Source organism: Streptomyces sp. TLI_146, from assembly GCF_002846415.1.
Lineage (GTDB): Bacteria > Actinomycetota > Actinomycetes > Streptomycetales > Streptomycetaceae > Streptomyces.
In genome coordinates, this window is the sequence record NZ_PJMX01000001.1 from 3,913,519 (window position 1) to 3,936,581 (window position 23,063).

Here is a 23,063-nt window from a genome sequence, read left to right on the forward strand (position 1 = left end):
GGGACCTCAGAGGGGGTCTCAGACACCGACGCGGTCGGCGGGGGTGTACTGACGGTTGAGGATGTCCTGTACATCGACGTGCTCCCCAGCGATGATCGTCTCCGCCGCGTGCGGCGTGAGCAGGGCGATGTGCTGATAGCCGAAGAGGGTCGGCCGCAGCCGCACGAGCAGCCGGGAGAGACCGCCGAGCGCCCCCGCGACCGCGCGCCCCACCGGGCCCGTCCCGCCGAGCAGCGCCCAGAAGGGCGCCCCGGTCGAGGTCGTGTCGAGGATGTCGTACCCGGCGCCCTGGACCGTGCGGCGCAGGCTGGCGCGGGTGAAGAAGCGCAGATGCGTCTCGTCGAGGATGCCGCGCCGGTCGTACCCGAAGGCGCCGAGAACGACGCGCAGCCGGGCGTACCAGTGGCTGAAGTTCGGTACGGAGAGCAGCACATGGCCGCCCGGGCGCAGGACGCGGGCGATCTCGGCGAGGACGCGCTCGGGCCGGGAGAGGTGCTCGATGACGTCCCCGGCGACCACGTAGTCGTACCCCCGTCCGATCTCCTCGGGCAGGCCCTCCTCCAGGTCCGCCAGGTGGAACCGGGTGCACCGCTCGCGCACGCCGGGTACCTCGACGCAGTCGACGCCGGTCACCTCGTGGCCGAGCGCCTCCAGGCGTTCGGCGAAGAGGCCGCCGGAGCAGCCGAGGTCCAGGACGCGGCCGGGCGGCAGGGCGCGCATACGGTCCAGGATGACGGAGTGGGAGGAGCCGTCGCCCTCCTTGAAGGCGTAGCCGTCGGGCTTGGGGATCCACGGGCAGGTGCCGAACCCCTTGGCGGCGAGCCGGTATTCGAGGACGTCCTTCACCACGTCCTTGGCGTATCTGAGGCCGTTGACGTAACAGATCTCGTCGCCGTAGTAGGTGGGGATCGGGATTTCCCTGATGCGCATTCCCGCGTCGATGAGCTGGACGATGATCTGGGTGTCGAAGTCGAAGGCGTCGGTGTTGCGCTCGATGGGCAGCCGGCGCAGGGCGGCGACGCTGTAGGCGCGGTAGCCGGAGTGGAACTCGGTGAGCCGGGAGCCGAGCAGGGCGTTCTCCAGCCGGGTGAGGATACGGTTCCCCAGCCATTTGTAGAGCGGCATTCCGCCGCGCAGGGCGCCGCCCCGGTCCATCATGCGCGAGCCGAACACGGCGTCGGCCTCGCCGTCGACGATCGGCGCGACCATCTCGGGGAGGAGTTCGGGGGCGTACTGCCCGTCGCCGTGCAGCAGGACGACGATGTCGAGCCCGCGCTCGGCCGCCAGCGCGTACCCGGCCTTCTGGTTCCCGCCGTATCCGAGGTTCTTGGTGTGCCGCATGACGACGGTGCGGGGCATGCCCTCGGCCTGGGACCAGCGGCAGCCCGCGGTGAAGGTGCCGTCGTGGCTGGCGTCGTCGAGGATGAGGATCTCGTCGATACGGGAGCGGAAGTCGGCCGGGATGCGGTCGAGGGTCTTCTCCAGCGTCGTCTCGGCGTTGTAGGCGACCACGAGGATGCCGATGCGGGGGTTTCGACCTGAGCGGTCGACGGCTTCGGGCGTACGGACGGGGGTCGGCTGCACGGGCGTCTCCAGGGTTGACGTGGTGGGGTGCGTGTTTGTCCGCGGGTGGTGGTGGGTTGCTCGCGCCCCTTGAATGCGCCCCTGCGGGGCGCCCAGGGGATTGCCGCGGAGCGGCATTTTCAGGGGCGCGGGGAACTGCGCGACCAGTTGGGGACGGCCCGCAGACGAATCACCGCACCTCCAGCGGCGCGCTGGGAGCCGGAACCGTGGTCGCCATGTTCGGAGCGGGCGCGCCCGGGCGCTCGCGCGACCGGAACACCGCCGCGTACCCCGACGCCACCCCCACCAGCAGCGCCGCCCAGGCCCACGCGCCCAGGACCTGCTGGTCGTAGGTCCAGCGGGTGGGCTTCTGGATCGTGTAGACCCAGGAGGCGAGAACTCCGGCGAGCACGCTGTACGCGAGGCCCTCCCAGAACCCGATCGCGAAGAGCGCCGCGACCGGCCAGGCCAGGTACTGGACGCCGGACGCGGTGCTGAGCAGCAGCAGCACGCCCAGCGTGATCGCGACGGCCAGCGGCGCGCGGTCCGGGCGGCGCCAGGCGGGCCAGACGCCCGCCGCCACGCAGACCAGGACCACCACGAAGTGGCCGGGCCCGCGCAGCACGGCGATCGACTCATTGGAGAAGCCCAGCCACTCGGCGAACTTGACGATGCCCCACAGCCGGAAGTTGCCGCCCTTGTACTCCAGGACGTTGGCCCGCAGCGCCCCCGGCACGGTCGCGAGCACGGGCCCCCACACCACGAGGAGCACCGCGCCGAGCGCCGCCGAGAAGCGCGCGAACTCCCGCCGCCCGCCCCGCCAGGCCGCCACCACGAGCACGGGCAGCGCCACCACCGGCACGAACTTGACGCTGATGGACAGCGCGGCGACCACTCCGGCGGCCACCGGCGCCCGCCGGTCCGCGAGCAGCCAGGCGGCGGCGAGCGCCAGCGTCACGGCGACCGAGTCGGTGTTGCCGTGGTAGCCGGAGGCGGGGAAGAGTACGGGCGAGAGCGTCACCCCGATCCCGCAGGCGACGGCCGTCCGCACCGAGCGGCGCCGCCGTACGATCTCGAACACGAGGAGCGCGGCCGCGAAGTCCGCGAGGCAGGCGGGGGTGCGGATCAGCGTGCCGAACTCGACGCCGAGACGGGAGAGGCGGTCGAGCCCGAGCAGCATCCAGCCCGCCAGCGGCGGATGGTTGTAGACCGGCAGCCTCGGCATCGGATGGGCGTAGATCCGTACCGGTCCGACCTTCTCGATGTGCTGGGCGAAGGCCCAGAAGAAGTAGACGTCGGCGGGGCCCCGGGTGCGGGCCGCGAGCACCATCTTCGCGACGAATCCGACGGCGGCGACGGCCCCGACGAGGAGCCTGCCATGCCGTACATACCGGTTCATCCGAAATGTCTGGTCGCTCATGGCGGTCGAACGTACCAACCACCGGCCCGAATCCACCGGAGCGATCAACGCACTTTCCCCCGAGGGCCGTTGTTCCGCCTGCGGATCTTGGCCAAAAGCACCCGCCCGGAAATCACCCGTATGGTTCACCACCGGCCGTAATCCCCGGCTTCAGCTCTCGTTCACTACCTGTCCCTCGCCTCCCAGACTCCGGTGGTCCCCAGTGAAAGCACTCGTCCTCTCCGGCGGCGCCGGCACCCGACTGCGGCCGATCACCCACACCTCGGCCAAACAGCTGGTGCCGGTGGCCAACAAACCGGTGCTGTTCTACGGCCTGGAGGCGATCGCGGCCGCCGGGATCACGGACGTCGGCATCATCGTCGGGGACACGGCCGAGGAGATCCGGGCGGCCGTGGGCGACGGCTCGCGGTTCGGGCTGACCGTCACCTACATCCCGCAGCACGCGCCGCTCGGCCTGGCCCACGCGGTGCTGATCGCCCGCGAGTTCCTCGGCGAGGACGACTTCGTGATGTATCTGGGCGACAACTTCGTGGTCGGCGGGATCACCGACCTGGTCGACGAGTTCCGGGCCGCCCGCCCGGACGCCCAGATCCTGCTGACCAAGGTGCCCGACCCGCGCTCCTTCGGCGTCGCGGAGCTGGACACGGACGGGCGGGTCGCGCGTCTGGAGGAGAAGCCCTCGCACCCCAAGAGCGATCTGGCGCTGGTCGGCGTCTACCTCTTCACCCCGGCCGTGCACGAGGCCGTCCGCGCGATCACCCCTTCGGCGCGCGGCGAGCTGGAGATCACCCACGCCCTGCAGTGGCTGATCGACCGGCGGCTGAAGGTCAGTTCGACGGTGATCTCCGGGTACTGGAAGGACACCGGCAACGTCGAGGACATGCTGGAGGTCAACCGCTCGGTCCTGGAGCTGCTCGCCCCCGGGCACGAGGGCGCGGTCGACGACGCCACGGAGATCATCGGGCGGGTGCGGATCGACCGGGGCGCCACCGTGCGCGGCTCGCGGATCGTGGGCCCGGCGATCATCGGGCCGCGCACGGTCGTGGAGAACTCCTACATCGGCCCGTCCACCTCGATCGCGGAGGACTGCCGGGTGACCGACAGCGAGATCGAGTACTCGATCGTCCTCAGCGGCTCGTCGCTGCACGGCGTCGGCCGCATCGAGGCCTCCCTGATCGGCCGCGACGTGGAGATCACCCCCGCCCCGCCCACTCCGGCCGCCCACCGGCTCGTCCTCGGTGACCACAGCAAGGTACAGATCTCGGCATGACCGCTCGCATCCTCGTCACCGGCGGCGCCGGGTTCATCGGCTCGCACTACGTCCGTACGCTCCTGGGACCCGAGGGCCCCGGCGGCGTCGCGGTGACCGTCCTCGACAACCTCACCTACGCGGGCTGCCCGGCCAGCCTCGACGAGGTGCGCGCCCACCCCGGATTCGCCTTCGTCCAGGGCGACATCTGCGACGCCCGGCTGGTCGACAAGCTGATGGGCGAGAACGACCAGGTGGTGCACTTCGCCGCCGAGTCGCACGTCGACCGCTCGATCCTGGGCGCCGCCGAGTTCGTGAGGACCAATGTGCTCGGCACCCAGACCCTGCTGGACGCGGCGCTGCGGCACCGGATCGGGCCGTTCGTCCACATCTCCACGGACGAGGTGTACGGGTCGATCGCCTCGGGCTCCTGGCCGGAGGAGCACCCGCTGCGGCCCAACTCCCCGTACGCCGCCTCCAAGGCCTCCGCCGACCTGGTCGCGCTCTCCTACCACCGCACCCACGGCCTGGACGTACGGGTGACGCGCTGCTCGAACAACTACGGGCACCACCAGTTCCCGGAGAAGCTGATCCCCCTGTTCATCACCCGGCTCCTGGACGGCGGGACGGTGCCGCTGTACGGGGACGGGCTCAACGTCCGCGACTGGCTGCACATCGACGACCATGTGCGGGCCGTCGAGCTGGTCCGCACCGGCGGGCGCCCCGGCGAGGTCTACAACGTCGGCGGCGGCACCGAGCTCACCAACAAGGAGCTGACCGGGCTGCTGCTGGACGCGTGCGGCGCCGCGTGGGACAAGGTGGTGTACGTCGAGGACCGCAAGGGCCACGACCGGCGCTACTCGGTCGACTGCGCCAAGATCCGCGCCGAGCTCGGCTACGCCCCGCGCAAGGACTTCACCGAGGGCCTCGCGGAGACCGTCGCCTGGTACCGCGAGAACCGGGACTGGTGGGAGCCGCTGCGCCAGAAGGCCGCCCTGTGAGCGGGAGTTGGCTGGTCACCGGCGCGGGCGGGATGCTCGGCCGGGACGTGATGGCCCGGCTCGCGGGCCGCGACGCGCTCGGGCTCGACCGCTCGGCGCTCGATCTGACGGACGCGGCGGCGGTGGCGGCGACGGTGGCGGGCGCCCGCCCGGACGTCGTCGTCAACTGCGCCGCGTGGACGGCCGTCGACGACGCCGAGACCTGCGAGGGCGAGGCGCTGCGGATCAACGGCGGGGGCGCGTCCCATCTGGCACGCGCCTGCGCCCGCGCCGGGGCGGTGCTGCTGCACGTCTCCACCGACTACGTCTTCGCGGGCGACGCCACCGCCCCCTACCCGGAGAACGCCACGCCGGGCCCGCGCACCGCGTACGGCCGCACCAAGCTGGCGGGCGAGCGGGCGGTACGCGTACTGCTGCCACGCACCGGCCATGTGGTGCGGACCGCCTGGCTGTACGGGGCAGGCGGCGCCAATTTCGTACGGACCGTGATCCGCCTGGAGTCGGCGCGCGAGCACTTGGACGTGGTGGACGACCAGCGCGGCCAGCCCACCTGGACCGCCGACCTGGCCGACCGCCTGGTCCGCCTCGGCGAGGCGGCCCTCGCCGGGGCCGCGCCCGCCGGCTACTGGCACGGCACCAGCGCGGGCCACGGCACCTGGTGCGAACTGGCCCGCGAGACGTTCCGGCTGCTCGGCGCGGACCCGGAGCGGGTGCGCCCCACGACCAGCGCGGCCTATGTCCGGCCCGCGCCGCGCCCGGCGTACAGCGTGCTGGGGCACGGCCGGTGGCGCGAGGCGGGGCTGGAGCCGATCAGGGAGTGGCGGGCGGCCCTGGCGGAGGCGCTGCCGCGGCTGGTCGCGGCGGAGCGCCCCACAGGGGCGCGGGGAACTGCGCGACCAGCCCCCACCGGCCCGCAGCCGAATGGCCGTGCACCGAGCGGGACGTAACGTCACGGCTGAGCCGGAACCAGCCTCCGCCGCCGCGCGTACCAGGCCGCACACGCCTCGTACGACGGCAGCAACCCCCGCTCCGCGGCCTCCGCGACCCCCGGCGCCGTCGCGTCCTTCGGCGAGAGCAGCGGCGTGAGGTGCGTCGGCCACTCGATGGCCAGGTCCGGGTCGAGCGGGTGGATGCCGTGCTCGCGGGCGGGCGCGTACCCCTCGGAGCAGAGGTAGACGACCGTCGCGTCCTCGGTGAGCGCCAGGAACGCGTGCCCGAGGCCCTCGGCGATGTGGACGGCCCGGTGGTCGCGGTCGTCGAGCAGGACCTGCTCCCAGCGCTTGAAGGTGGGCGAACCGGTCCGCAGGTCCACCACCACGTCCAGGACCGACCCGCGCACGCACTTGACGTACTTCGCCTGGCCGGGCGGCACGTCCGCGAAGTGGACGCCGCGCAGGGTGCCGCGCGCCGACACCGAGCAGTTGGCCTGCGCGAGGCCGAGGCCGTGGCCGGTGGCGGCCGTGAATCGGTCGCCCTTGAACCACTCGTGGAAGCTGCCCCGGCTGTCCAGGAACACCTGCGGCTCGACGACCCAGGCGCCTTCGATGCTCAACTGCCGCACAGGTCCTCCCCCTTGGCGGGCGCTGCCTCGGCGCCGGGTGCCGCTTTGGAGACGGTGAGGACCAGATGGTCGAGGCCGTGGCGGCGCACGCCGACGTCCCGTCCGGCGATCGTGCGGGGGCCGGGGAGGGCGGGACGGGCGGCGGGCGGGACGCGGACCGGGGCCTCGCCCAGGGACACCTGCCACTCCCCCTCCCCGATCAGCGTCAGCGCCTCGTACGCCGACTCGACGCGGAAGCGGCCGTCCGCGCACCGCACCGGCAGCTCGACCTCTTCCTCCTCGGGCCCGGTACGGCGCAACTGGAGCGGGACGGCCGGGCCGCCTCCGTACAGACCTTGCAGCACCAGCGAGTTGTCGGTCCAGGTCACGCTCTCGGTGTACGCGTGGGGCAGCTGGTCGGTGAGGACGGCGTTGCCCCAGGCGCTCACGGTGAAGGCCAGCTCGCGGCCCCCGGGAACGGCGTGGCGGCCGAGCGGCAGACCGGGGGGCGCGGCGACGGGGAGCCGTTTGCCGTCCGGCTTGACCAGCTGGACGCTGTACGCGTCGGCGGGCCGGGACTCGCCGTGCGGCGCCCTGACCGGGCCCCGGCCGCGAACGGCGGCGAGCTCGTCGAGCGGCACCTCGGCGGTGAACCGCTCGCCGTCGCGGGCGAGGGGGACCTGGATCGCCGCGTCCGAGTGCCAGTGGCCGAGCCGCAGCGCGCTCGCCCGGGTGCGGGTCCCGCCGGTGAGCGTGAGCACGCCGTCGTGGCAGTCGTGGCCGGTCAGCCAGGTCTGGACGCGCTCGGCGTTCAGTTGGAGGCGGCCGCCCGCGAAGACCGGGACGATCCTGGTGTGCTCGTCGAGGTAGTGCACCTCCAGCTGCGCGCCCCCGTCCGCGACGCCGCCCCGGCGCGCGACCCCGTGGCCGAGCACGCCGCGGTGGCCGAGCACACCGAGGACCAGCTTCCAGGTGGTGGTGGCGGACTCGGTGAGCAGCCGGGCCGGGTCGACGGTGATCTCGAAGCCCGCCCAGTCGTAGCCGTGCAGCTGCTGGCCCGAACGGGCGGTGATGGAGGGGTCGTTGACCCGCTTGAGCCGCAGCGGCAGGGCGCGCCGGTCGGGCGTGCGCAGCCAGGCGGCCTTCAGCGCGTGCCGCCGGGCACGGGCCGGGAGGTTGCGGATGTAGCCGTGACCGGTGAGCCGGAGGATGCCCTCACGCCACTCGGCGCCGGTGAGCCGGGCCTCCAGCGGCAGGTCGCCGGGGGCGAGGGCGCGGACCTCGCGCGGGAGGGGCGCGGTGAGCGGCGGATACTCGGCGCTACGGCGGCGCAGGCCGCGCACCCGGTGCGTACGGGGGCTGTGGCGCTCGAACTCCAGCAGGCCGAGGAGCTCTTCGAGGCGCCGCTCGTGGGCCAGGTGCCACTTCACCCGGTGGTGCAGCGGCAGCCCGGCGAGCACCTCGGGGTCCACCTGCGCGGCGAACTCCCCCGCGTGCTCCAGGAACGCCTCCCGGTAGGCCGCGTCGCCCTCCGGCAGGACCTGCATGAAGTACCAGAGGTCCTCGCACAGCACCGACTCGTCGTAACGATTCTTGTGCCCGGGCGTCCCCGCGAGCCCCCGGCTGACGCCCAGCACCGCCGCCGTACGGTCGGCCACACCGCGCACGACCGCCCGCCTGTTGGTGATCGAACTGTCTCTGAAGCGCCAGTAGTAGACGGCGTCCTGGAGGACGTCGACCGAGCGGGCGGCGAAGTGCGCGGGCAGGACGACGGGGATGTCCTCGTAGAGGACTCCCTCGGGGAAGGCGAAGGAGTGCGCGTCCCAGAAGGCGCGCCGGAACACCTTGTTGCAGGCGATCCGGTCCAGGAGCAGCGACCAGTCCTCGGTGACGTGGGTGGCGGGGCGGGTGGAGCGCATCGGCTTGGTGAAGAGCGGGTGCTGCTTGAGGCGGCCGCCGGTCAGCCGCAGGACATTGCCGGAGGCGAAGTCGGAGCCGGACTTGTCGAGCGCGCCGGTCAGCAACTCGAAGGCGCGCGAGGGCAGTACGTCGTCGCTGTCGACGAAGGCGAGGTACTCGCTCCCGGGCGACGTGTGCGTGACGCCGGTGTTGCGGGCCGCGCCTAGTCCGCCGTTCTCCCTGCCGACCACCCTGAACCGGTCGTCCCGCGCGGCGAACTCACGGGCGATGCGGGGGCTGTCGTCGGTCGAGCCGTCGTCGACGAGGACGACGTCGAGGTCCTTGAGGCTCTGCCGGGCCAACGACTCCAGACACGCGCCCAGATGCTCCTCGACGTTGTGGACGGGGACGACGACGCTGAGGCGGGGTGTCGGGGACGTCAGGGGCGTCATACGGGGAGCACCTTCCTGCGGCGGACGGGGGCGCGTCCCGCCCCCACGCGTGCTCAACCCCCGAACGCGGGGGCGGTCACCTCAGCCCGTCCATCCGGGTGACGGGCCCTCGTTCAGGCCGGGTGACGGGCCCTCGTTCAGGAAGAGGCGGCGCACCACCCGTTCCGCCGCGCGCCCGTCGTCGTACGGGCAGAACCGCGCCCGGAACGCCGTGCGCAGCCTCCCGCTCGCCGCCGAGTCCCAGCCGCCGTCCCGGAACAGCCCGATCAGCTCGTCGTCGCTGGTGGAGACGGCCCCCGGGGCGTCGCCGGGACGCCCGGAGAGGAGATCGAAGTACGTGCCACGGGTGGCCCGGTAGTCCTCCCAGTCCGGGGCGTGCACGACGATCGGTCGGTCGAGGCAGGCGTAGTCGAAGAGCAGCGACGAATAGTCGGTGATCAGCGCGTCCGAGGCGAGGCAGAGGTCTTCGACGCGGGGGTGCGCGGTGACGTCGACGACGCGGGGATGGGCAGCGGCGAGCCCCGCGGAGACCCCGTGGAAGTAGTGCGCGCGCACGAGCAGGACGTACTCGTCACCGATCTCGCGGACGAACCGCGCGAGGTCGAGCGGAGGCACGAACCGGCTCGCCCCGTCGTCCCGGTGGGTCGGGGCGTAGAGGAGCACGCGGCTGCCGGACGGGATGCCGAGCGAGGCACGGATGGCGGCGATATCGTCCGAAGTGGCGCTGAAATACCGGTCGTTGCGCGGCTGCCCGAGATGCAGATGCTCGTACGCCCCGCCCGGGTAGACCCGGTCCCAGACCTCGGCCGCGTGGGGGTTGGCGGCGAGGCTGAAGTCCCACTGGCGGACGTGTGCGAGCACCTTGTCGAAGTCCATGCCACGGGCGGATTCCGGATATCGGCGCTGGTCAAGACCCATGGACTTGAGCGGGGTCCCGTGATGGGTCTGCAGATAGACCTGCCCGGCGCGCTTGCTGAACCCTCCGGGAAAGCTGGAGTTGTTGACGAGGTACGTGGCCGTCGCCATCACCCGCCAGTACGCCCGCGACCCGGCGACGACATACTCCACCCCGGAGGGCACCCGGGCGGTGTGCCTGCTCCCCACCACCCACACATGCCGCATCCGGGGCACGAGCTCCAGCGCCTTGGCGTGGATGGCGGCGGGATTACAGGCGACGCCCCGATTCCAGTAGGCCCCATGGACGACGAGGTCGGGGTCGAGGGGGCGGTGGAGGTGGGCGCGGTAGAGGACCGGGAGGAGGCGGGCACGGATGCGCTTCCTGGCCCGCAGACCCCAGTCCCGGCCCATGCTGCCGCCTTCCTGCCGCCGCCGCTGTGGGTGCGGTGATTTCGACTGCGGGCCGTCTGTGGCTGGTCGCGCAGTTCCCCGCGACCCTGAACCCTCGCCGCTGTGGGGCACGCGCCACGCTGCTCCACCCGCCGCTGTGGGGGCTTGGGGGAGGGTGGCACAGCGGCACCCCACCCCCAGGCACCTTCGCACCCCGCCCCGCCCCGCACGCCGCCGCCGTACCCCCGTCACCCGATCGGGGCACCATCGGTAACCAGTACAGACCACCCGTGTTGACCCGGCGTGAACCCACCACACCCCGTTCCCCCGGAAGCGCCGGTCCCGCAGGTGCTCCACCCCCAGGTCCCCCGAAGCTGAGCATCGTCGTCCCCATCCACAACGTCGCCCCCTACCTGGAGGAATGCCTCACCTCCCTGGCCGCCCAGACGATGACCGCCCTCGACGTCGTCCTCGTCGACGACGGTTCGACCGACGACAGCCCCCGTATCGCCCAGGAGTTCACCCGCCACGACCCCCGCTTCCGTTACGTACGACAACCCAACGCCGGCCTGAGCGCCGCCCGCAACACGGGCGTCGCCCACACCTCCCCCGGCACCGAATACCTCGCCTTCGCCGACAGCGACGACGTCCTGGCACCCCACGCCTACGCCCGGCTCACCGCCTCCCTCGACGCCTCCGGCTCCGACTTCGCCTCCGGCAACGTGTGGCGCCTGGAGCCGGGCGGACGGCGCCAGGCCTGGCAGTACCGCTGGCTCACGGCCGACCGGATCGGCACCCACATCACCCGCGACCCGCGCCTGCACACCGACCGCGTCGCCTGGAACAAGGTCTTCCGCCGCTCGTTCTGGGACCGCCACGGATTCACCTATCCGGTGGGCAGGTTGTACGAGGACACCCCGGTGGTGATCCCGGCGCACTACCTCGCCGACGCCGTGGACGTCCTCCACGAGCACGTCTACTACTGGCGGGTGCGCGAGGGCTCGATCACCCGGCTGCGCACCGACGTCCGGGGCGTACGGGACCGGATCGCCGCCTGCGAGGACGTCAGCGCGTTCCTGGCCGGGGCCAGGCCGGATCAGCGGCGGCACTACGACACCTCCTGTCTGCGGGACGACTTCGTCTACTTCCTGGAGGGCCTGCCGATGGGCGGGCCCGCCTACCGGGCGGCGTTCATGACCGGCGCCCGGGCGTTCCTGGAGCGCGCGGGCGCGGACGTCACCCGGGATCTGCCGCCCGACCTGCGGGTCAAGTGGCAGCTGGCGCGGGAAGACCGGCTCGCGGAGCTGGTCGAGCTGCTGGCCTTCGAGCAGGCCAACGGGGTGGGTACCTACGCGGTGCGGGGCGGCCGCGTCTCGTACCCGGGAGTCGGAGCGGTGACGGGCCGCGCCGCCCGGGTGCGACGCGGTGAACTGCCGGTGGTGGCTCGGCTGTCGTCGGTGGAGCGGCAGCCGGACGGAACCCTGCGCCTGACCGGCTTCGCGTACGTACGCAACGCCGGTCCGGGCAGGCTGGTGCTCGCGCTGGCCCAGGAGCACGGCACCCGCCGACTGCGCCGCTTCCCGACCCGCACCATCAGCCTGCCACTCGCCACTGACAACGCCGCCCAGGAGCTCCACGACTACGACCGCTCGGGCTTCGAGACGACCCTCGACCCGGCCCGCCTCGGCGAGGGCGAGTGGACGGTGGGCGTGGTCCTCGCCGGAACGAGCGGCCGCGGCGGCACGATCCGCCGAGCCGCCCTCCGCCCCCTGGGCCGCTCCGAGGACCAGCCCCGGCTGTACGAACTGCCCGACGGGAAACGGCTGGTGGCCGCGTACCGGGAGGGGCGGCTGGTGCTGTCGGTACGCGGATGCGGGGCGCGGGTGGAGGGGTATCGGATCGTCGGGGCGGGCGGGGTGGAGGCGTGCGAGGCGGGGCCGTGCCAGGGCGAGGCGGGTCGGGTCGCGGAGGCGGGCGTGGAGGGGCGCGTGGGAGCGGACGGGGACGCGCGGGCGGACGGGGGCGCGGCAACGCGTGGAGGCTCGGCAGCGGACGGGGACGTGGGAGCTCGTGGGGGCGCGCGGGCGGGCGCGTCCCCCTCCCCCGTCGCCGTCGAGCTCCTGGGCCGCCTTCGCGCCCCCGCCCCGCACCCCACCCACCTCTCCCTGCGCCACCCGCCCTCCGGCACGGAGTTCAGCTTTCCCGTGCGGGAGTGGGAGGACCGGTTCGCCGTGCGGATGCCGCTCGCTGCGCTGACCGGCGTATCGCCCGCCCCTCACGTCGCGCCCCGGGGCGTGGAGCCCCCGGACACGGACCGCTGGGAGGCGCGGTTCCGGTATCCCGACGGCGGTCTCGGCGCGGTCCCGGCCGCTGCGGACCTGACGCCCGGGCCCGGCCTCGGGCGGCTGTGCCTGCGCGCGGACGCGGCCGGGATCCTGGCCGTCGAGCTCACCCGGCGGCCGCTCGTCGACTCGGTCGCCTGGGCCTGCGACGGCAGCCTGACCGTGGCGGGGACCTGGGATGCCGAGGCCCGCGAAACCGCCGCCCGCCTGGTGCTGCGCCACACCGTCCTGCGCGAGGAGGTCGCCGTGCCGGTCGCCAGGGACGGCGCGCGCTTCCGGGCGGCCGTGCCCGCGGAGGCGACGGGCTCACTGGCCGAGGGCCGCTGGTCCACACTTCTGGGTGATGTTCCGGTACGCCTGCTGACGTCGGCCGGGGCCGATCTCCCCCGCCATCACACCCTCGCCGGGCGCCGGTTCACCGCGGCCCGCCGCCACGGCGACCGGCTGGAGCTCGTCGCGGGGTCGCCCCTCGCCGAGGCCGAGCGCGGGGCGTACCGGCAGCGCGGGCTGCGGACGGCGTACTACCCGGACCGGCGCCGCCACGGCCCCCTGCACGACACCGTCCTTTTCGCGGGCGGCGACTCCCCGCGCGCGGTGCTGGCCGAACTAAGCCGTCGGGAGAGCGGGTTGAGCCCGCTGTGGGTCACCGGCGACCGGCGCGCGGCCCCGTCCGGCGCCGAGCCCGTCGAGCCGTACAGCCGTGGCTGGTACGAGGCGCTGGCCACCGCCCGGCACATCGTCACCGACGACCAGCTGCCCGACTGGTTCGAGCGGCGGCCCGGGCAGACCGTCGTCCAGACGTGGCACGGCACCCCGCTCGGCCGGATCGGCACCGATCTGACCGGCACCCCGCACGCCGACCACCGCCGCATCGAGGCACTGCCGCGGCTGGCCCGCCAGTGGTCGCTCCTGGTGTCGCCGAGCCGGTGGGCCACACCGGTGCTGCGCCGGGCCCTCGCGTACGAAGGCGAGGTCCTGGAGGCGGGCAACCCGGCCAACGACCCGCTCCTGGCGCCCGGCCGGGACCGCGCCCGGGAACGGGTGCGCGCCTCCCTCGGCGCCAGCCCCGACGCGCGCGTGGTGCTCTACGCGCCCACCTACCGCACCCACCTCCCCCTCGGCCGACGCCACCCCGCCCTCCACCGGCCCGACCCGGCCGGGCTCGACGTCGTCGAGCTGGAGCGCAAGCTCGGGGAGGACCACATGGTCCTGGTGCGGCGCCACGCACGCGTAGCGGGAGCCGTGCCCGGCGGCCGTGACGTCTCGGCGCACCCCACGACGTCCGGGCTGCTGCTGGCCGCCGACGTCCTGGTCACCGACTACTCCGGGCTGATCTGCGGCTTCGCCCACACCGGCCGCCCGATGCTCTTCCACACGTACGACCTCGCCCACTACCGCGACACCGCGCGCGGCTTCTACGCCGACTTCGAGGCGCTCGCCCCCGGCCCGCTGCTGGCGGACACCGGCGCGGTGGCGGAGGCGCTGCGGGAGCCGGAGGCGGCCGCCGCGGCCCACGCGGACGCGTACGCCGCCTTCCGCACCGCGTTCTGCGACCTGGACGACGGCCGGGCGGCCGCCCGGGTCGTCGACCGGCTGACGGGCTGCTGATCGGGTGATCGACGCGGGATGCCGGGACAGATGCGGACCCCCACGGAACCGATGACCTGTGCGCACGTTTCCTCCCACCGGCCCCGCCCGGCTCCCGGCGCCCCGGCGCGCGGCCGTCCGCCCCGGCGACGCGCCGCCCCCGGGCCCCGTCTGGCGCGTCACGCCGTACTTCGTGGTCGGCGGGGTGTTCTGGCTGGTGATATCGGCGGCGGCCTGGCGGGTGCCGATGTGCTGCGACCTCGGCACGCACGCCGCCGTGGTGGAGCGTCTGAAGGCCGATCTGCTCAACCCCGCCCACCCGATGGCCGACCTGCCGGGCGCGGGCAGCCCGTACTACTCGCCGTACTCGGTGGTCCAGGGCCTGTTCGCGCAGCTCACCGAGGCGCCCGGCCGTCTGGTGGTGCGGCTGTTCGGGCCGGTCAACCTGCTGGTGCTGATCACCGGGCTCGGCCGTTTCACCCGGCTGTTCTCCACGCGCGCGTGGGCGCCGGTGTTCGCGCTGGTCTTCTCGGCGGTGCTGTGGGGCACCTCGGTGACGTGGTGGAGCGGGTTCCTCAGCCTGCTGTCGACGACCGGCACCCTGTCCTACCCGAGCACGTTCGCCATCGGACTCACCTTTCACGTCTGGGCCCTGACGGGCCGTCTGGCGGAACGTTCTTCCCGCACGCCCCGGTGGCGTGCGGCCCCGCTGGAGTACGCCGCGCTCGGCGTGCTCACCGGCGTGGTCGTCCTCGTCCACCCGATCACCGCGATCGGCGCGGTGATCGGCACGGCCGGGCTCGCCGTCGCGCGGAAGGGGGCGTGGAGCCGCGCGGCGGCCGTCCGCTGGGCGCTGGCGGGGGCGGCCGCGCTGGCGGTGACGGTGACCTGGCCGTACTGCGACATCTTCACACTCGTCGGCGACACCGGCATCGATTCCATGCACAGGGCCCTGTATGAAGATCTGACCGGCCGTTACTGGCTGGCGGCCCTGCTCGGCGGCCCCGCCCTGCTGCTGCGGCTGCGCCGCGACCGGCGCGATCCGCTGGTGCTGATGACGCTGCTGTTCTGGCTGGTCGTCCTGTACGGCTGGGTCAGCGGCCACTACACGTACGGCCGGCTGCTCGCGGTCGCCCCGGTCCCCGCGCAGGTCGCGCTCGCCGTCGAGCTGGCCCGGCCGCGCCCCTGGTCCACGGCCCGCCGCGCACTGGCCCCGCTCGCGGCGGCCGGGGCGTGCCTGGGGTTCGTCTCGGCCCAGGCCGGGGCGGTGACGCCGAGCCTGGGGGTGCGGGGCGTCGAGCGCCCGCCGCACTGGGACACGTACGGCTGGGCGGCCCAGCACATCCCGCCCGGCGAGACGGTCCTCGCGGACGACTACTACGTAGTCCGTTCACTGCCCGGGTACGGGCCCTTCCTGGTGGCCCCGGTCTGGCCCGACCCGGCGCTCGCGGAGCCCGAACGGCTGCGCCGCAAGGCAGCAGTGAAGCGCTATCTGTCCCCGTCGACGCCCCGCCACGCGCGCGCGGCCATCGCCCGCCGATACGGCGTCCACTGGCTGCTGCTCACGCCCGAGGAGCACCTCCCCGAGGAGGCCGTGGTGGTCGCGTTCAGCCCGCACAGCGGCGAGGTGCTGGCGAGGGTCGAGTACGGGAGGGGGTGACGGGCGGGGGCTTGGTGCGCTCCTCCGTACGCCGAGAAAGCGCGCGCCCTCACGTACGTAGTACGTAGTGAGCGCCCGGCCTCCCGCCCCCTCAGCCCGTCGCCTTCAGTGCCGCCACCGCCGACGTGGCCAGATCGTCCAGGTACCCCTTCGGCAGGTCGCCCCGGACCACCACCAGCCGCCAGTACAGCGGGCCGACGATCAGGTCGAGGGCCCGGTCCGGGTCGGCGCCCTCGGGGAGCTCGCCGCGCTCCACGGCCTCGCGCACGACGACCGCCGCGACGCCCTTCTGGCCGTCGAGGAGCGCCTTCTTGATGGCGTCGGCGATCTCCGGGTGCCGGACGGACTCGACGAGCAGGTCCGGGATCACCTGGGAGGCGACCGGGTGGCGCAGGGCGAGCGAGGCCACCGCGAGCAGTGCCCGGATGTCCCCGTACAGCGAGCCCGTGTGAGGCACGGGAAGGCCCTGTGCGGCGAAGGCGGACACCAGGTCGAGGACCAGGCTCAGCTTGGACTTCCAGCGGCGGTAGACGGCCGTCTTGCCCACTCCGGCGCGGCGCGCGATGCCCTCGATCGACATCCGGGCGAAGCCGACCGCCGCCAGCTCCTCGAAGACGGCCTTGCGGATGGCCTCGGTCACGTCCGAGCGCAGCACGGCGGCGCCGGCCGGGGCGCGGCGCTGGGGTTCTGCGGGGGCCGGGGCGTCCGAGTTGGTCATGACTTGAGCATAGCGATAGGACGAGACGGTTGCGTTGCGACGTCATCGCGTCCTACTCTCACCGTGACGACGATACGGTCCCGTCCCGTCGTAACCCCAGGTTCACCGCCCGGCCACGTCCCGGCCCCGAACACCGCGTCCCCGCGAAGACCGACCGTCCGCGAAGCCACGTCGAAAGCGATCGTTGTGAGCCAGACCGCAGCCCCGCCGGCCCCGCCGGCCCCCGCGCAGGACACCCGGCCCGTCGACCCCGACCAGGGCCTGGGCGCAGCCGAACTGGCCGCCAAGTACGGCCTGACGGTCAGCGGCGCCCGGCCGTCCCTGAAGGAGTACGTCCAGCAGCTCTGGGAGCGCCGCCACTTCATCTCGGCGTTCGCCACCGCCAAGCTCACCGCGCAGTACAGCGAGGCGAAGCTGGGCCAGATCTGGCAGCTGATGACCCCGCTGCTCAACGCGACGGTCTACTACTTCATCTTCGGCATCCTGATGGGCACCAAGCAGGGCGTCCCGGACTACATCCCGTTCCTGGTCACCGGTGTCTTCATCTGGACCTTCACCGCCAACTCGATCATGTCGGGCACGCGCGCGATCACCGGCAACATGGGCCTGGTGCGCGCCCTGCACTTCCCGCGCGCGTCCCTGCCCATCGCGCTCGCGCTCCAGCAGCTCCAGCAGCTGCTCTTCTCCATCGCCGCGCTCGCGATGATCCTGGTCGCCGTCGGCGTCTACCCGGCCGTGTCCTGGCTGATCGCCGTCCCCGCGCTGGTCCTCCAGGCCATGTTCAACACCGGTCTGTCGCTCGCCATGGCCCGGGTCGCCAGCAAGACCCCGGACATCTCGCAGCTGATGCCGTTCGTCCTGCGCACCTGGATGTACGTCTCGGGCGTCATGTGGAGCCTGCCGCAGCTGATGACCCGCAGCTCGCTGCCGGACGGCCTGGTGAAGGTCCTCCAGTACAACCCGGCCGCCGTCTACATCGACCTGATGCGCTTCGCGCTGATCCACAGCTTCAAGGCGAAGCAGCTCCCGCCGCACGTCTGGGCGGTCGCGGGCGGCTGGGCGCTCCTCGCCCTCGTCGCCGGGTTCATCTACTTCTGGAAGGCAGAGGAGACCTACGGCCGTGGCTGACAGCACCCCAACCGTGATCACCACCTCTACGAAGACCGGCGCCCCCACCGTGATCGCCGACGACGTCCACGTCGTCTACAAGGTCAACGGCGGCTCCACCAAGGGCAAGGGCAGCGCGACCTCCGCGCTCAGCCGGATCGCCTCCCGCAAGGCCACCCCGGGCATCCGCGAGGTGCACGCCGTCAAGGGCGTCAGCTTCGTAGCCCGCAAGGGTGAGGCGATCGGCCTGATCGGCTCCAACGGCTCGGGCAAGTCCACCCTCCTGAAGGCCGTCGCGGGGCTGCTCCCGACCGCCAGGGGGCGGATCTTCACCCAGGGCCAGCCCTCCCTCCTCGGCGTCAACGCGGCGCTGATGAACGACCTCACCGGGGAGCGCAACGTCACCCTCGGCGGGCTCGCCATGGGCATGTCCCGCGAGGAGGTCCGGGACCGCTACGACGACATCGTCGAGTTCTCCGGGATCAACGAGAAGGGCGACTTCATCTCGCTCCCGATGCGGACGTACTCCTCCGGCATGGGCGCCCGGCTGCGGTTCTCCATCGCCGCCGCCAAGTCCCACGACGTGCTCCTCATCGACGAGGCACTCTCCACCGGCGACGCCCGCTTCCAGCGGCGCAGCCAGGAGCGGATCGAGGAGCTGCGCGCCGAGGCGGGCACGGTCTTCCTGGTCAGTCACAGCAACGGCACCATCAAGCAGACCTGCGACCGGGCCCTCTGGCTGGAGTCGGGGGTCCTGCGGATGGACGGCCCGGCCGAGGAAGTCGTCGCCGCCTACGAGGAATACACCAAGAAGAAATAGGGCGAACCCTGCAAAACCAGTACGACTAAATATCACAAAGCGGTCTAAACTCCTGGTCGATGACGACCCAGCAGCTGCGCATCCCCGCCCCGTCCGCCGCCCCCGACCCGGGCGCCGCAGGCCGCCGCACCCGGTACGCCGCCGTCGCCGCCACCTGGCTCGCCACGCGCGCGGTGATGCTCTACCTCCTCGTCGACGACTCGATCGGCGTCGGCGGGGTGACCGGCGAGGTGTATGTCCTGTACCGCCAGTGGTACGAACAGCTGACAGCCGGTCACTTCCCATACGGCGACCCCACCTGGCAGTACCCGCCGGGCGCGGGCGCGGTGATCCTCGCCCCCTCGCTGCTGCCGTTCCTGACCTTCTTCCAGGCATTCGTCGCGCTGACCCTGGCCGCCGACGCGCTGATCGCCTTCGCGCTGGTACGGGCCGGGGCCCGGGCGGGCGGCAGCCCGGCGGGGGCGTGGACCTGGGTGGGCGGCCTGCCGCTGCTGCTGCACCTCCCGTACGGCCGCTACGACGTCCTGGTCACCGCCCCGGCCGTGGCCGCCCTGCTCTGCGTACGGCGCAGACCGCGGCTCGGCGGGGCGCTCGCGGGCCTCGGCGCCCTCGTCAAGGTCTGGCCCGCCCTGACCCTGCTCGGCACCCCGCGCGGTCGCACCACGCGCGCGTCGTGGACGGCGGCGCTCGGCGCGGCCGCCGCCCTGCTCGCCGTCCTCGCCCTCGGCTTCAGCCACACCCTCGACTTCCTGCGCCAGCAGGGGAACCGGGGTGTCCAGATCGAGTCCCTCGGCGGCACCGCCCTCCAGCTCGCGCACCTCTTCGCGCACTGGCCCGGCCGGGTCGTCTACCGGTACGGGGCGATGGAGTTCACCGGCCCGTATGTGTCGAGCGTGGCACGGCTGGCGCTCGCCCTGACCGCCGTCGCGTTCTGCTGGCTGCTGCTGTGGCGGGTCAGGGCGTGCCGGTGGACGGCGGCCACCCCGGCGGACGCGGCGCTCTGCGCTGTCCTGCTGTTCACCGTGACCAGCCGGGTGATCAGCCCGCAGTACCTGGTCTGGCTGCTCGGCCTCGCCGCCGTGTGCCTGACCTCCCGCCAGACCAGCCAGCGGCCCGTCGCCCTCCTGACACTGCCCGCCGCGGCCCTCAGCGCCCTCGCCTTCCCGACCCTGTACGACCAGGTCATGGCCGGGACCGCGGTGGGCACCTCGCTGATGGTCCTGCGCAACACACTGCTGCTCGGCGCCGCGCTGCTCTCCTGCCGCCGCCTGTGGACGGCGACGGTCGCGCGGCCCGTTGTCAGTGGGCCGCGATAGTCTCGTTCCCGATCGGCAGGAAGGCCTCGGCAGCACCGCAAGAGGCCCTGGGGGAAGGGGGATCGGGGTGTCCGACACGCGTTTCGCGCCGCTGCGCGCGGACGACCCGCGCCAGATCTCCGGCTATGTCCTCGAAGCCCGCATCGGCGAGGGCGGCATGGGCACGGCCTACCTCTCCCGCACCCGGGGCAACCAGCCGGTGGCACTGAAACTGATCCGCAGGGAGTACGCGGAGAACGAGGAGTTCCGCCGCCGCTTCGCGCGCGAGGTCGAGGCCGCCCAGCGGGTGTACGGGGCCCATGTCGCCCCCGTCCTGGACCACTCGGCGCAGGGCCCCCGTCCCTGGCTCGCCACCCGCTACATCCCGGGCATCCCGCTCGACGACGCCCTGGAGGCGCACGGACCGCTGCCGCCCGGGGCCGTGCTGCACCTGCTCGCCTGCGCGGCCCGCGCACTGGACTCCGTGCACCACGCCGGGGTGATCCACCGCGATGTGAAGCCCGGCAACCTGCTGCTCGCCGCCGACGGCCCCTGGCTGCTCGACTTCGGCATAGCCAAGGCCGCCGGGGCGGTCCGGCTCACCACCACCGGACGGCTGGTGGGCACCCCGAAGTACATGTCGCCCGAGCACGCCCTCGGACGTGAACTCACCCCGGCCGCCGACGTCTTCGCGCTCGGACTGCTCGCCGGTCTCGCCGCCACCGGGCGGCATCCGTACGGGAGGGGCAGCGCCCTGGCCGTCGCCGCGCGCATCGCCGGCACCGACCGCGAGCCGGCGGACCTCACGCCGTACCCCGAACCGCTGCGCGAGGTGCTGCGGAGCTGTCTGGCCGCCCGGCCCGAAGACCGGCCCGCGGCGGCCGAGCTGGCCGCGCTGTGCCGTCGGCTGTCCGGCCGGGGCCCGCTCGACTTCGCCGGCTGGCTGCCCGCGCCGCATCTGGCCGCGATCGCCACCAGGGAGGCGGCGGCCCGGCTGCGGATGGCGCTGCCGGACGCCCCGACGGTTCCGGCGATGCCCGCGACGGCGCCGCTGACGGTCCGTGATCCCGACGCGGCCGAGTTCATCCGGCGGGTGCGCGGGACCAGGCGTTCCGAAGCTGAGTAGTACCGGCGACCGCCGTCCGCGTAGGCTCTGCGCCCGCAGGAGTTGACGGCACGTCGGGTGCCACGATCGGGGGAGGAACCATCAGCAGATCCGGCGACACACTCAGTCCACTCGGGCCCGAGGACCCGCGCGAGACCGCCGGCTACCAGCTCCTCGCCCGTATCGGCGAGGGCGGCATGGGCACGGTCTACCTCTCGCACACCCGCGGCGGACAGCCGGTCGCGCTCAAGGTGATCCGCCGGGAGTACGGCCAGGACGCCGACTTCCGCCGCCGCTTCGAGCAGGAGGTGCAGGCCGCCCGCCGGGTGCAGGGCTACCACATCGTGCCGGTGGTGGACCACGACACCAGCGGCGCCCAGCCTTGGCTCGCCACGCAGTACGTGCCGGGCCTGTCGCTGCACGACGCGCTGACCTCGTTCGGCCCGCTGCCGCTGCCCGCCGTCTTCCAGCTCGTCGGCTGCGCGGCGCAGGCGCTGACCGCCGTGCACGCCGCCGGGGTGATCCACCGCGATCTCAAGCCCAGCAATGTGCTGCTCGGCTCCGGCGGTCCGTACGTGATCGACTTCGGCATCGCGCGCGCCGCCGACGCCACCCAGCTCACCGCGAGCGGCGGCATGATCGGCACGCCGCAGTACATGTCGCCGGAGCACGCGCTGGGCGAGCAGCTCACGCCCGCCACCGATGTGTTCTCGCTCGGTCTGATCGCCGCCGTCGCGGCGACCGGCCGCCACCCGTACGGCGACGGCGGCGCCATCACCGTGGCCGCGCAGATCGCCAACTCCGCGCACCGCCCGCCGGACCTGAGCGGCTACCCGGCCGAGCTGCGCCCGCTCCTGGAGTGCACGCTGACCGCCGACCCGGCGCAGCGCATCACCCCGGCCGACCTCGCCCCGCTCTGCGAGCAGGCGTCGGGGCGCGGTCTGCGCGACTTCACCGGCTGGCTGCCGCAGGCGGTGGCGGCGGAGATCGCCCGCAGCGAGCAGGCGGCCGCGGCGCCGCCGAAGCCCACCCCGGCCCAGCCCCCGCTGCCGCCCACGGCGGCCCCGGCGATGCCCCCGGCCCCGCCGCAGTCGGCCCCGCAGGCCCCGCCGACGGTGCCCCCGGCCGCCCATCCCCAGCCGATGCCCGCCCCGCAGACCGGCCCGCAGACCGGCCCGCAGACCGGCGCCGTTCCCGGATACGGCACGGCGGCGTACGGCGCCCCGTCCCCGTACGACACGGGATTCGGCGCGGGCTACGGCACGGCCCAGCAGCCCCCCGCGCCCACCCACCCCCAGGCCCACGTCCAGGCGCCCGCCCCGGCGCCGAGCACGCCGCAGAAGAAGCCGAAGCGCCGGATCCGTACCGTCCTCATGGCGGCCGCCCTGGTCGTGGCCGTCGGCGCGGGCGCGGCCGCGGCGGTCTGGTTCACCAAGGGCAAGAAGGACGACGACACCGAGGCCAAGGGCGGTACGACGCAGTCGCCCGCGGCGAAGAACCCGCCGAAGCAGTCCCCGGCGGCGGACTCGACGCCCTCGGACGGCGCGAGCGACGACAGTTCGGTGCCGCCCGCCAACGTCACGTACACGGTGGTCTTCCAGGACAAGCCGATCACCGTGCGGACGCCGGAGTCGCTCTCCACCACGCAGATCGACTTCGACGTCCCGGCGGTGGACCCGACCGGCAAGCTCGCCTACGACAACACCGAGTTCGAGGCGCGTGACGACCGGCTGGACTTCAAGCAGGCACTCGGCAAGGCGAACGGCACCACGCCGGAGCTGTGCCGCGAGGGCGCCCTGCAGAACCCGCTGCCCAAATCCGCCACGGCCCAGGCGCTCAACGACGACCACCTGATCAAGGCGGGCGACACCATGTGCTCGGTGACCACCAAGGGCAATCTGGCCATGTGGAAGATCACCAAGGTGACCCCGTCCACGGACAAGGACATCCCGGCGTTCGAGGGCACGGTGACGCTCTGGAAGGCGACGCGCTAGACGGGCAGCACGCCACGTACGCGT

The 23,063-nt window shown here is 73.3% G+C and carries 16 protein-coding genes; 10 read left to right on the top strand and 6 right to left on the bottom strand.

The genetic code is table 11. The annotated features are described in order from the left end of the window. Positions 1-18: 18 nt before the first annotated feature. Together BX283_RS17675 and BX283_RS17680 are read right to left on the bottom strand one after the other, a co-directional pair. Complete coding sequence (locus BX283_RS17675) at positions 19-1,701, bottom strand: bifunctional glycosyltransferase/class I SAM-dependent methyltransferase (RefSeq protein ID WP_101388548.1); 1,683 nt, start codon at positions 1,699-1,701, stop codon at positions 19-21. A gap of 52 nt (positions 1,702-1,753) precedes the next feature. Then, positions 1,754-2,983 carry a glycosyltransferase 87 family protein gene (locus BX283_RS17680; protein ID WP_257583036.1) on the bottom strand — a complete coding sequence of 410 codons (1,230 nt, stop codon included), beginning with the start codon at positions 2,981-2,983 and terminating at the stop codon, positions 1,754-1,756. A 202-nt stretch (positions 2,984-3,185) separates the two neighbouring features. Here BX283_RS17680 and BX283_RS17685 point away from each other — a divergent pair, with 202 nt between their 5' ends. From BX283_RS17685 to rfbD, 3 genes are read left to right on the top strand one after another with little or no spacing between them, the layout of a single operon-like run. Beyond that, a complete protein-coding gene (locus BX283_RS17685) occupies positions 3,186-4,253 on the top strand; it encodes a glucose-1-phosphate thymidylyltransferase (RefSeq protein WP_101388550.1) in 1,068 nt (355 codons plus the stop codon). Next, complete coding sequence (rfbB, locus tag BX283_RS17690) at positions 4,250-5,233, top strand: dTDP-glucose 4,6-dehydratase (RefSeq protein WP_101388551.1); 984 nt, start codon at positions 4,250-4,252, stop codon at positions 5,231-5,233. The genes BX283_RS17685 and rfbB overlap by 4 nt, the downstream gene beginning before the upstream one ends. Continuing rightward, on the top strand, positions 5,230-6,180 hold the full coding sequence (rfbD, locus tag BX283_RS17695) for a dTDP-4-dehydrorhamnose reductase (RefSeq protein ID WP_101388552.1): 951 nt from the start codon (positions 5,230-5,232) through the stop codon (positions 6,178-6,180). Before rfbB ends, rfbD begins: the two co-directional genes overlap by 4 nt. 2 nt (positions 6,181-6,182) lie before the next feature. Here rfbD and rfbC read toward each other — a convergent pair whose 3' ends face one another. The 3 genes from rfbC to BX283_RS17710 form a co-directional block, all read right to left on the bottom strand. Continuing rightward, on the bottom strand, positions 6,183-6,794 hold the full coding sequence (gene rfbC / locus BX283_RS17700) for a dTDP-4-dehydrorhamnose 3,5-epimerase (protein WP_101388553.1): 612 nt from the start codon (positions 6,792-6,794) through the stop codon (positions 6,183-6,185). Beyond that, positions 6,782-9,124 carry a glycosyltransferase gene (locus BX283_RS17705; protein WP_101388554.1) on the bottom strand — a complete coding sequence of 781 codons (2,343 nt, stop codon included), beginning with the start codon at positions 9,122-9,124 and terminating at the stop codon, positions 6,782-6,784. The genes rfbC and BX283_RS17705 overlap by 13 nt, the downstream gene beginning before the upstream one ends. A gap of 81 nt (positions 9,125-9,205) precedes the next feature. After that, complete coding sequence (locus BX283_RS17710; RefSeq protein ID WP_101388555.1) at positions 9,206-10,432, bottom strand: CDP-glycerol glycerophosphotransferase family protein; 1,227 nt, start codon at positions 10,430-10,432, stop codon at positions 9,206-9,208. A 269-nt stretch (positions 10,433-10,701) separates the two neighbouring features. Here BX283_RS17710 and BX283_RS17715 point away from each other — a divergent pair, with 269 nt between their 5' ends. After that, positions 10,702-14,361 carry a CDP-glycerol glycerophosphotransferase family protein gene (locus tag BX283_RS17715; RefSeq protein WP_257583037.1) on the top strand — a complete coding sequence of 1,220 codons (3,660 nt, stop codon included), beginning with the start codon at positions 10,702-10,704 and terminating at the stop codon, positions 14,359-14,361. A gap of 58 nt (positions 14,362-14,419) precedes the next feature. Continuing rightward, positions 14,420-16,000 carry a hypothetical protein gene (locus tag BX283_RS17720; RefSeq protein WP_257583038.1) on the top strand — a complete coding sequence of 527 codons (1,581 nt, stop codon included), beginning with the start codon at positions 14,420-14,422 and terminating at the stop codon, positions 15,998-16,000. A gap of 91 nt (positions 16,001-16,091) precedes the next feature. Here BX283_RS17720 and BX283_RS17725 read toward each other — a convergent pair whose 3' ends face one another. Further along, positions 16,092-16,718 carry a TetR/AcrR family transcriptional regulator gene (locus BX283_RS17725; protein WP_101388557.1) on the bottom strand — a complete coding sequence of 209 codons (627 nt, stop codon included), beginning with the start codon at positions 16,716-16,718 and terminating at the stop codon, positions 16,092-16,094. A 186-nt stretch (positions 16,719-16,904) separates the two neighbouring features. Here BX283_RS17725 and BX283_RS17730 point away from each other — a divergent pair, with 186 nt between their 5' ends. The 5 genes from BX283_RS17730 (at position 16,905) to BX283_RS17750 (ending at position 23,039) form a co-directional block, all read left to right on the top strand. Then, a complete protein-coding gene (locus BX283_RS17730) occupies positions 16,905-17,846 on the top strand; it encodes an ABC transporter permease (protein WP_373979184.1) in 942 nt (313 codons plus the stop codon). Beyond that, positions 17,839-18,645, top strand: coding sequence for an ABC transporter ATP-binding protein (locus BX283_RS17735; protein ID WP_257583039.1), 807 nt, complete (start codon positions 17,839-17,841; stop codon positions 18,643-18,645). Before BX283_RS17730 ends, BX283_RS17735 begins: the two co-directional genes overlap by 8 nt. A 59-nt stretch (positions 18,646-18,704) precedes the next feature. After that, a complete protein-coding gene (locus tag BX283_RS17740) occupies positions 18,705-19,961 on the top strand; it encodes a glycosyltransferase family 87 protein (RefSeq protein WP_101388559.1) in 1,257 nt (418 codons plus the stop codon). A 67-nt stretch (positions 19,962-20,028) separates the two neighbouring features. Next, complete coding sequence (locus BX283_RS17745) at positions 20,029-21,066, top strand: serine/threonine-protein kinase (RefSeq protein ID WP_257583040.1); 1,038 nt, start codon at positions 20,029-20,031, stop codon at positions 21,064-21,066. An 80-nt stretch (positions 21,067-21,146) separates the two neighbouring features. Next, positions 21,147-23,039 carry a serine/threonine-protein kinase gene (locus BX283_RS17750; protein ID WP_257584325.1) on the top strand — a complete coding sequence of 631 codons (1,893 nt, stop codon included), beginning with the start codon at positions 21,147-21,149 and terminating at the stop codon, positions 23,037-23,039. Positions 23,040-23,063 lie beyond the last annotated feature (24 nt).

What these genes read in the sequence shown, in the direction of transcription:
- rfbB (WP_101388551.1), top strand. Translation starts at nt 4,250, where the DNA reads ATGACCGCTCGCATCCTCGTCACCGGCGGCGCCGGGTTCATCGGCTCG.
- BX283_RS17680 (WP_257583036.1), bottom strand. Translation starts at nt 2,983, where the DNA reads ATGAGCGACCAGACATTTCGGATGAACCGGTATGTACGGCATGGCAGG.
- BX283_RS17710 (WP_101388555.1), bottom strand. Translation starts at nt 10,432, where the DNA reads ATGGGCCGGGACTGGGGTCTGCGGGCCAGGAAGCGCATCCGTGCCCGC.
- BX283_RS17675 (WP_101388548.1), bottom strand. Translation starts at nt 1,701, where the DNA reads ATGCCGCTCCGCGGCAATCCCCTGGGCGCCCCGCAGGGGCGCATTCAA.
- BX283_RS17740 (WP_101388559.1), top strand. Translation starts at nt 18,705, where the DNA reads ATGACGACCCAGCAGCTGCGCATCCCCGCCCCGTCCGCCGCCCCCGAC.
- BX283_RS17705 (WP_101388554.1), bottom strand. Translation starts at nt 9,124, where the DNA reads ATGACGCCCCTGACGTCCCCGACACCCCGCCTCAGCGTCGTCGTCCCC.
- BX283_RS17725 (WP_101388557.1), bottom strand. Translation starts at nt 16,718, where the DNA reads ATGACCAACTCGGACGCCCCGGCCCCCGCAGAACCCCAGCGCCGCGCC.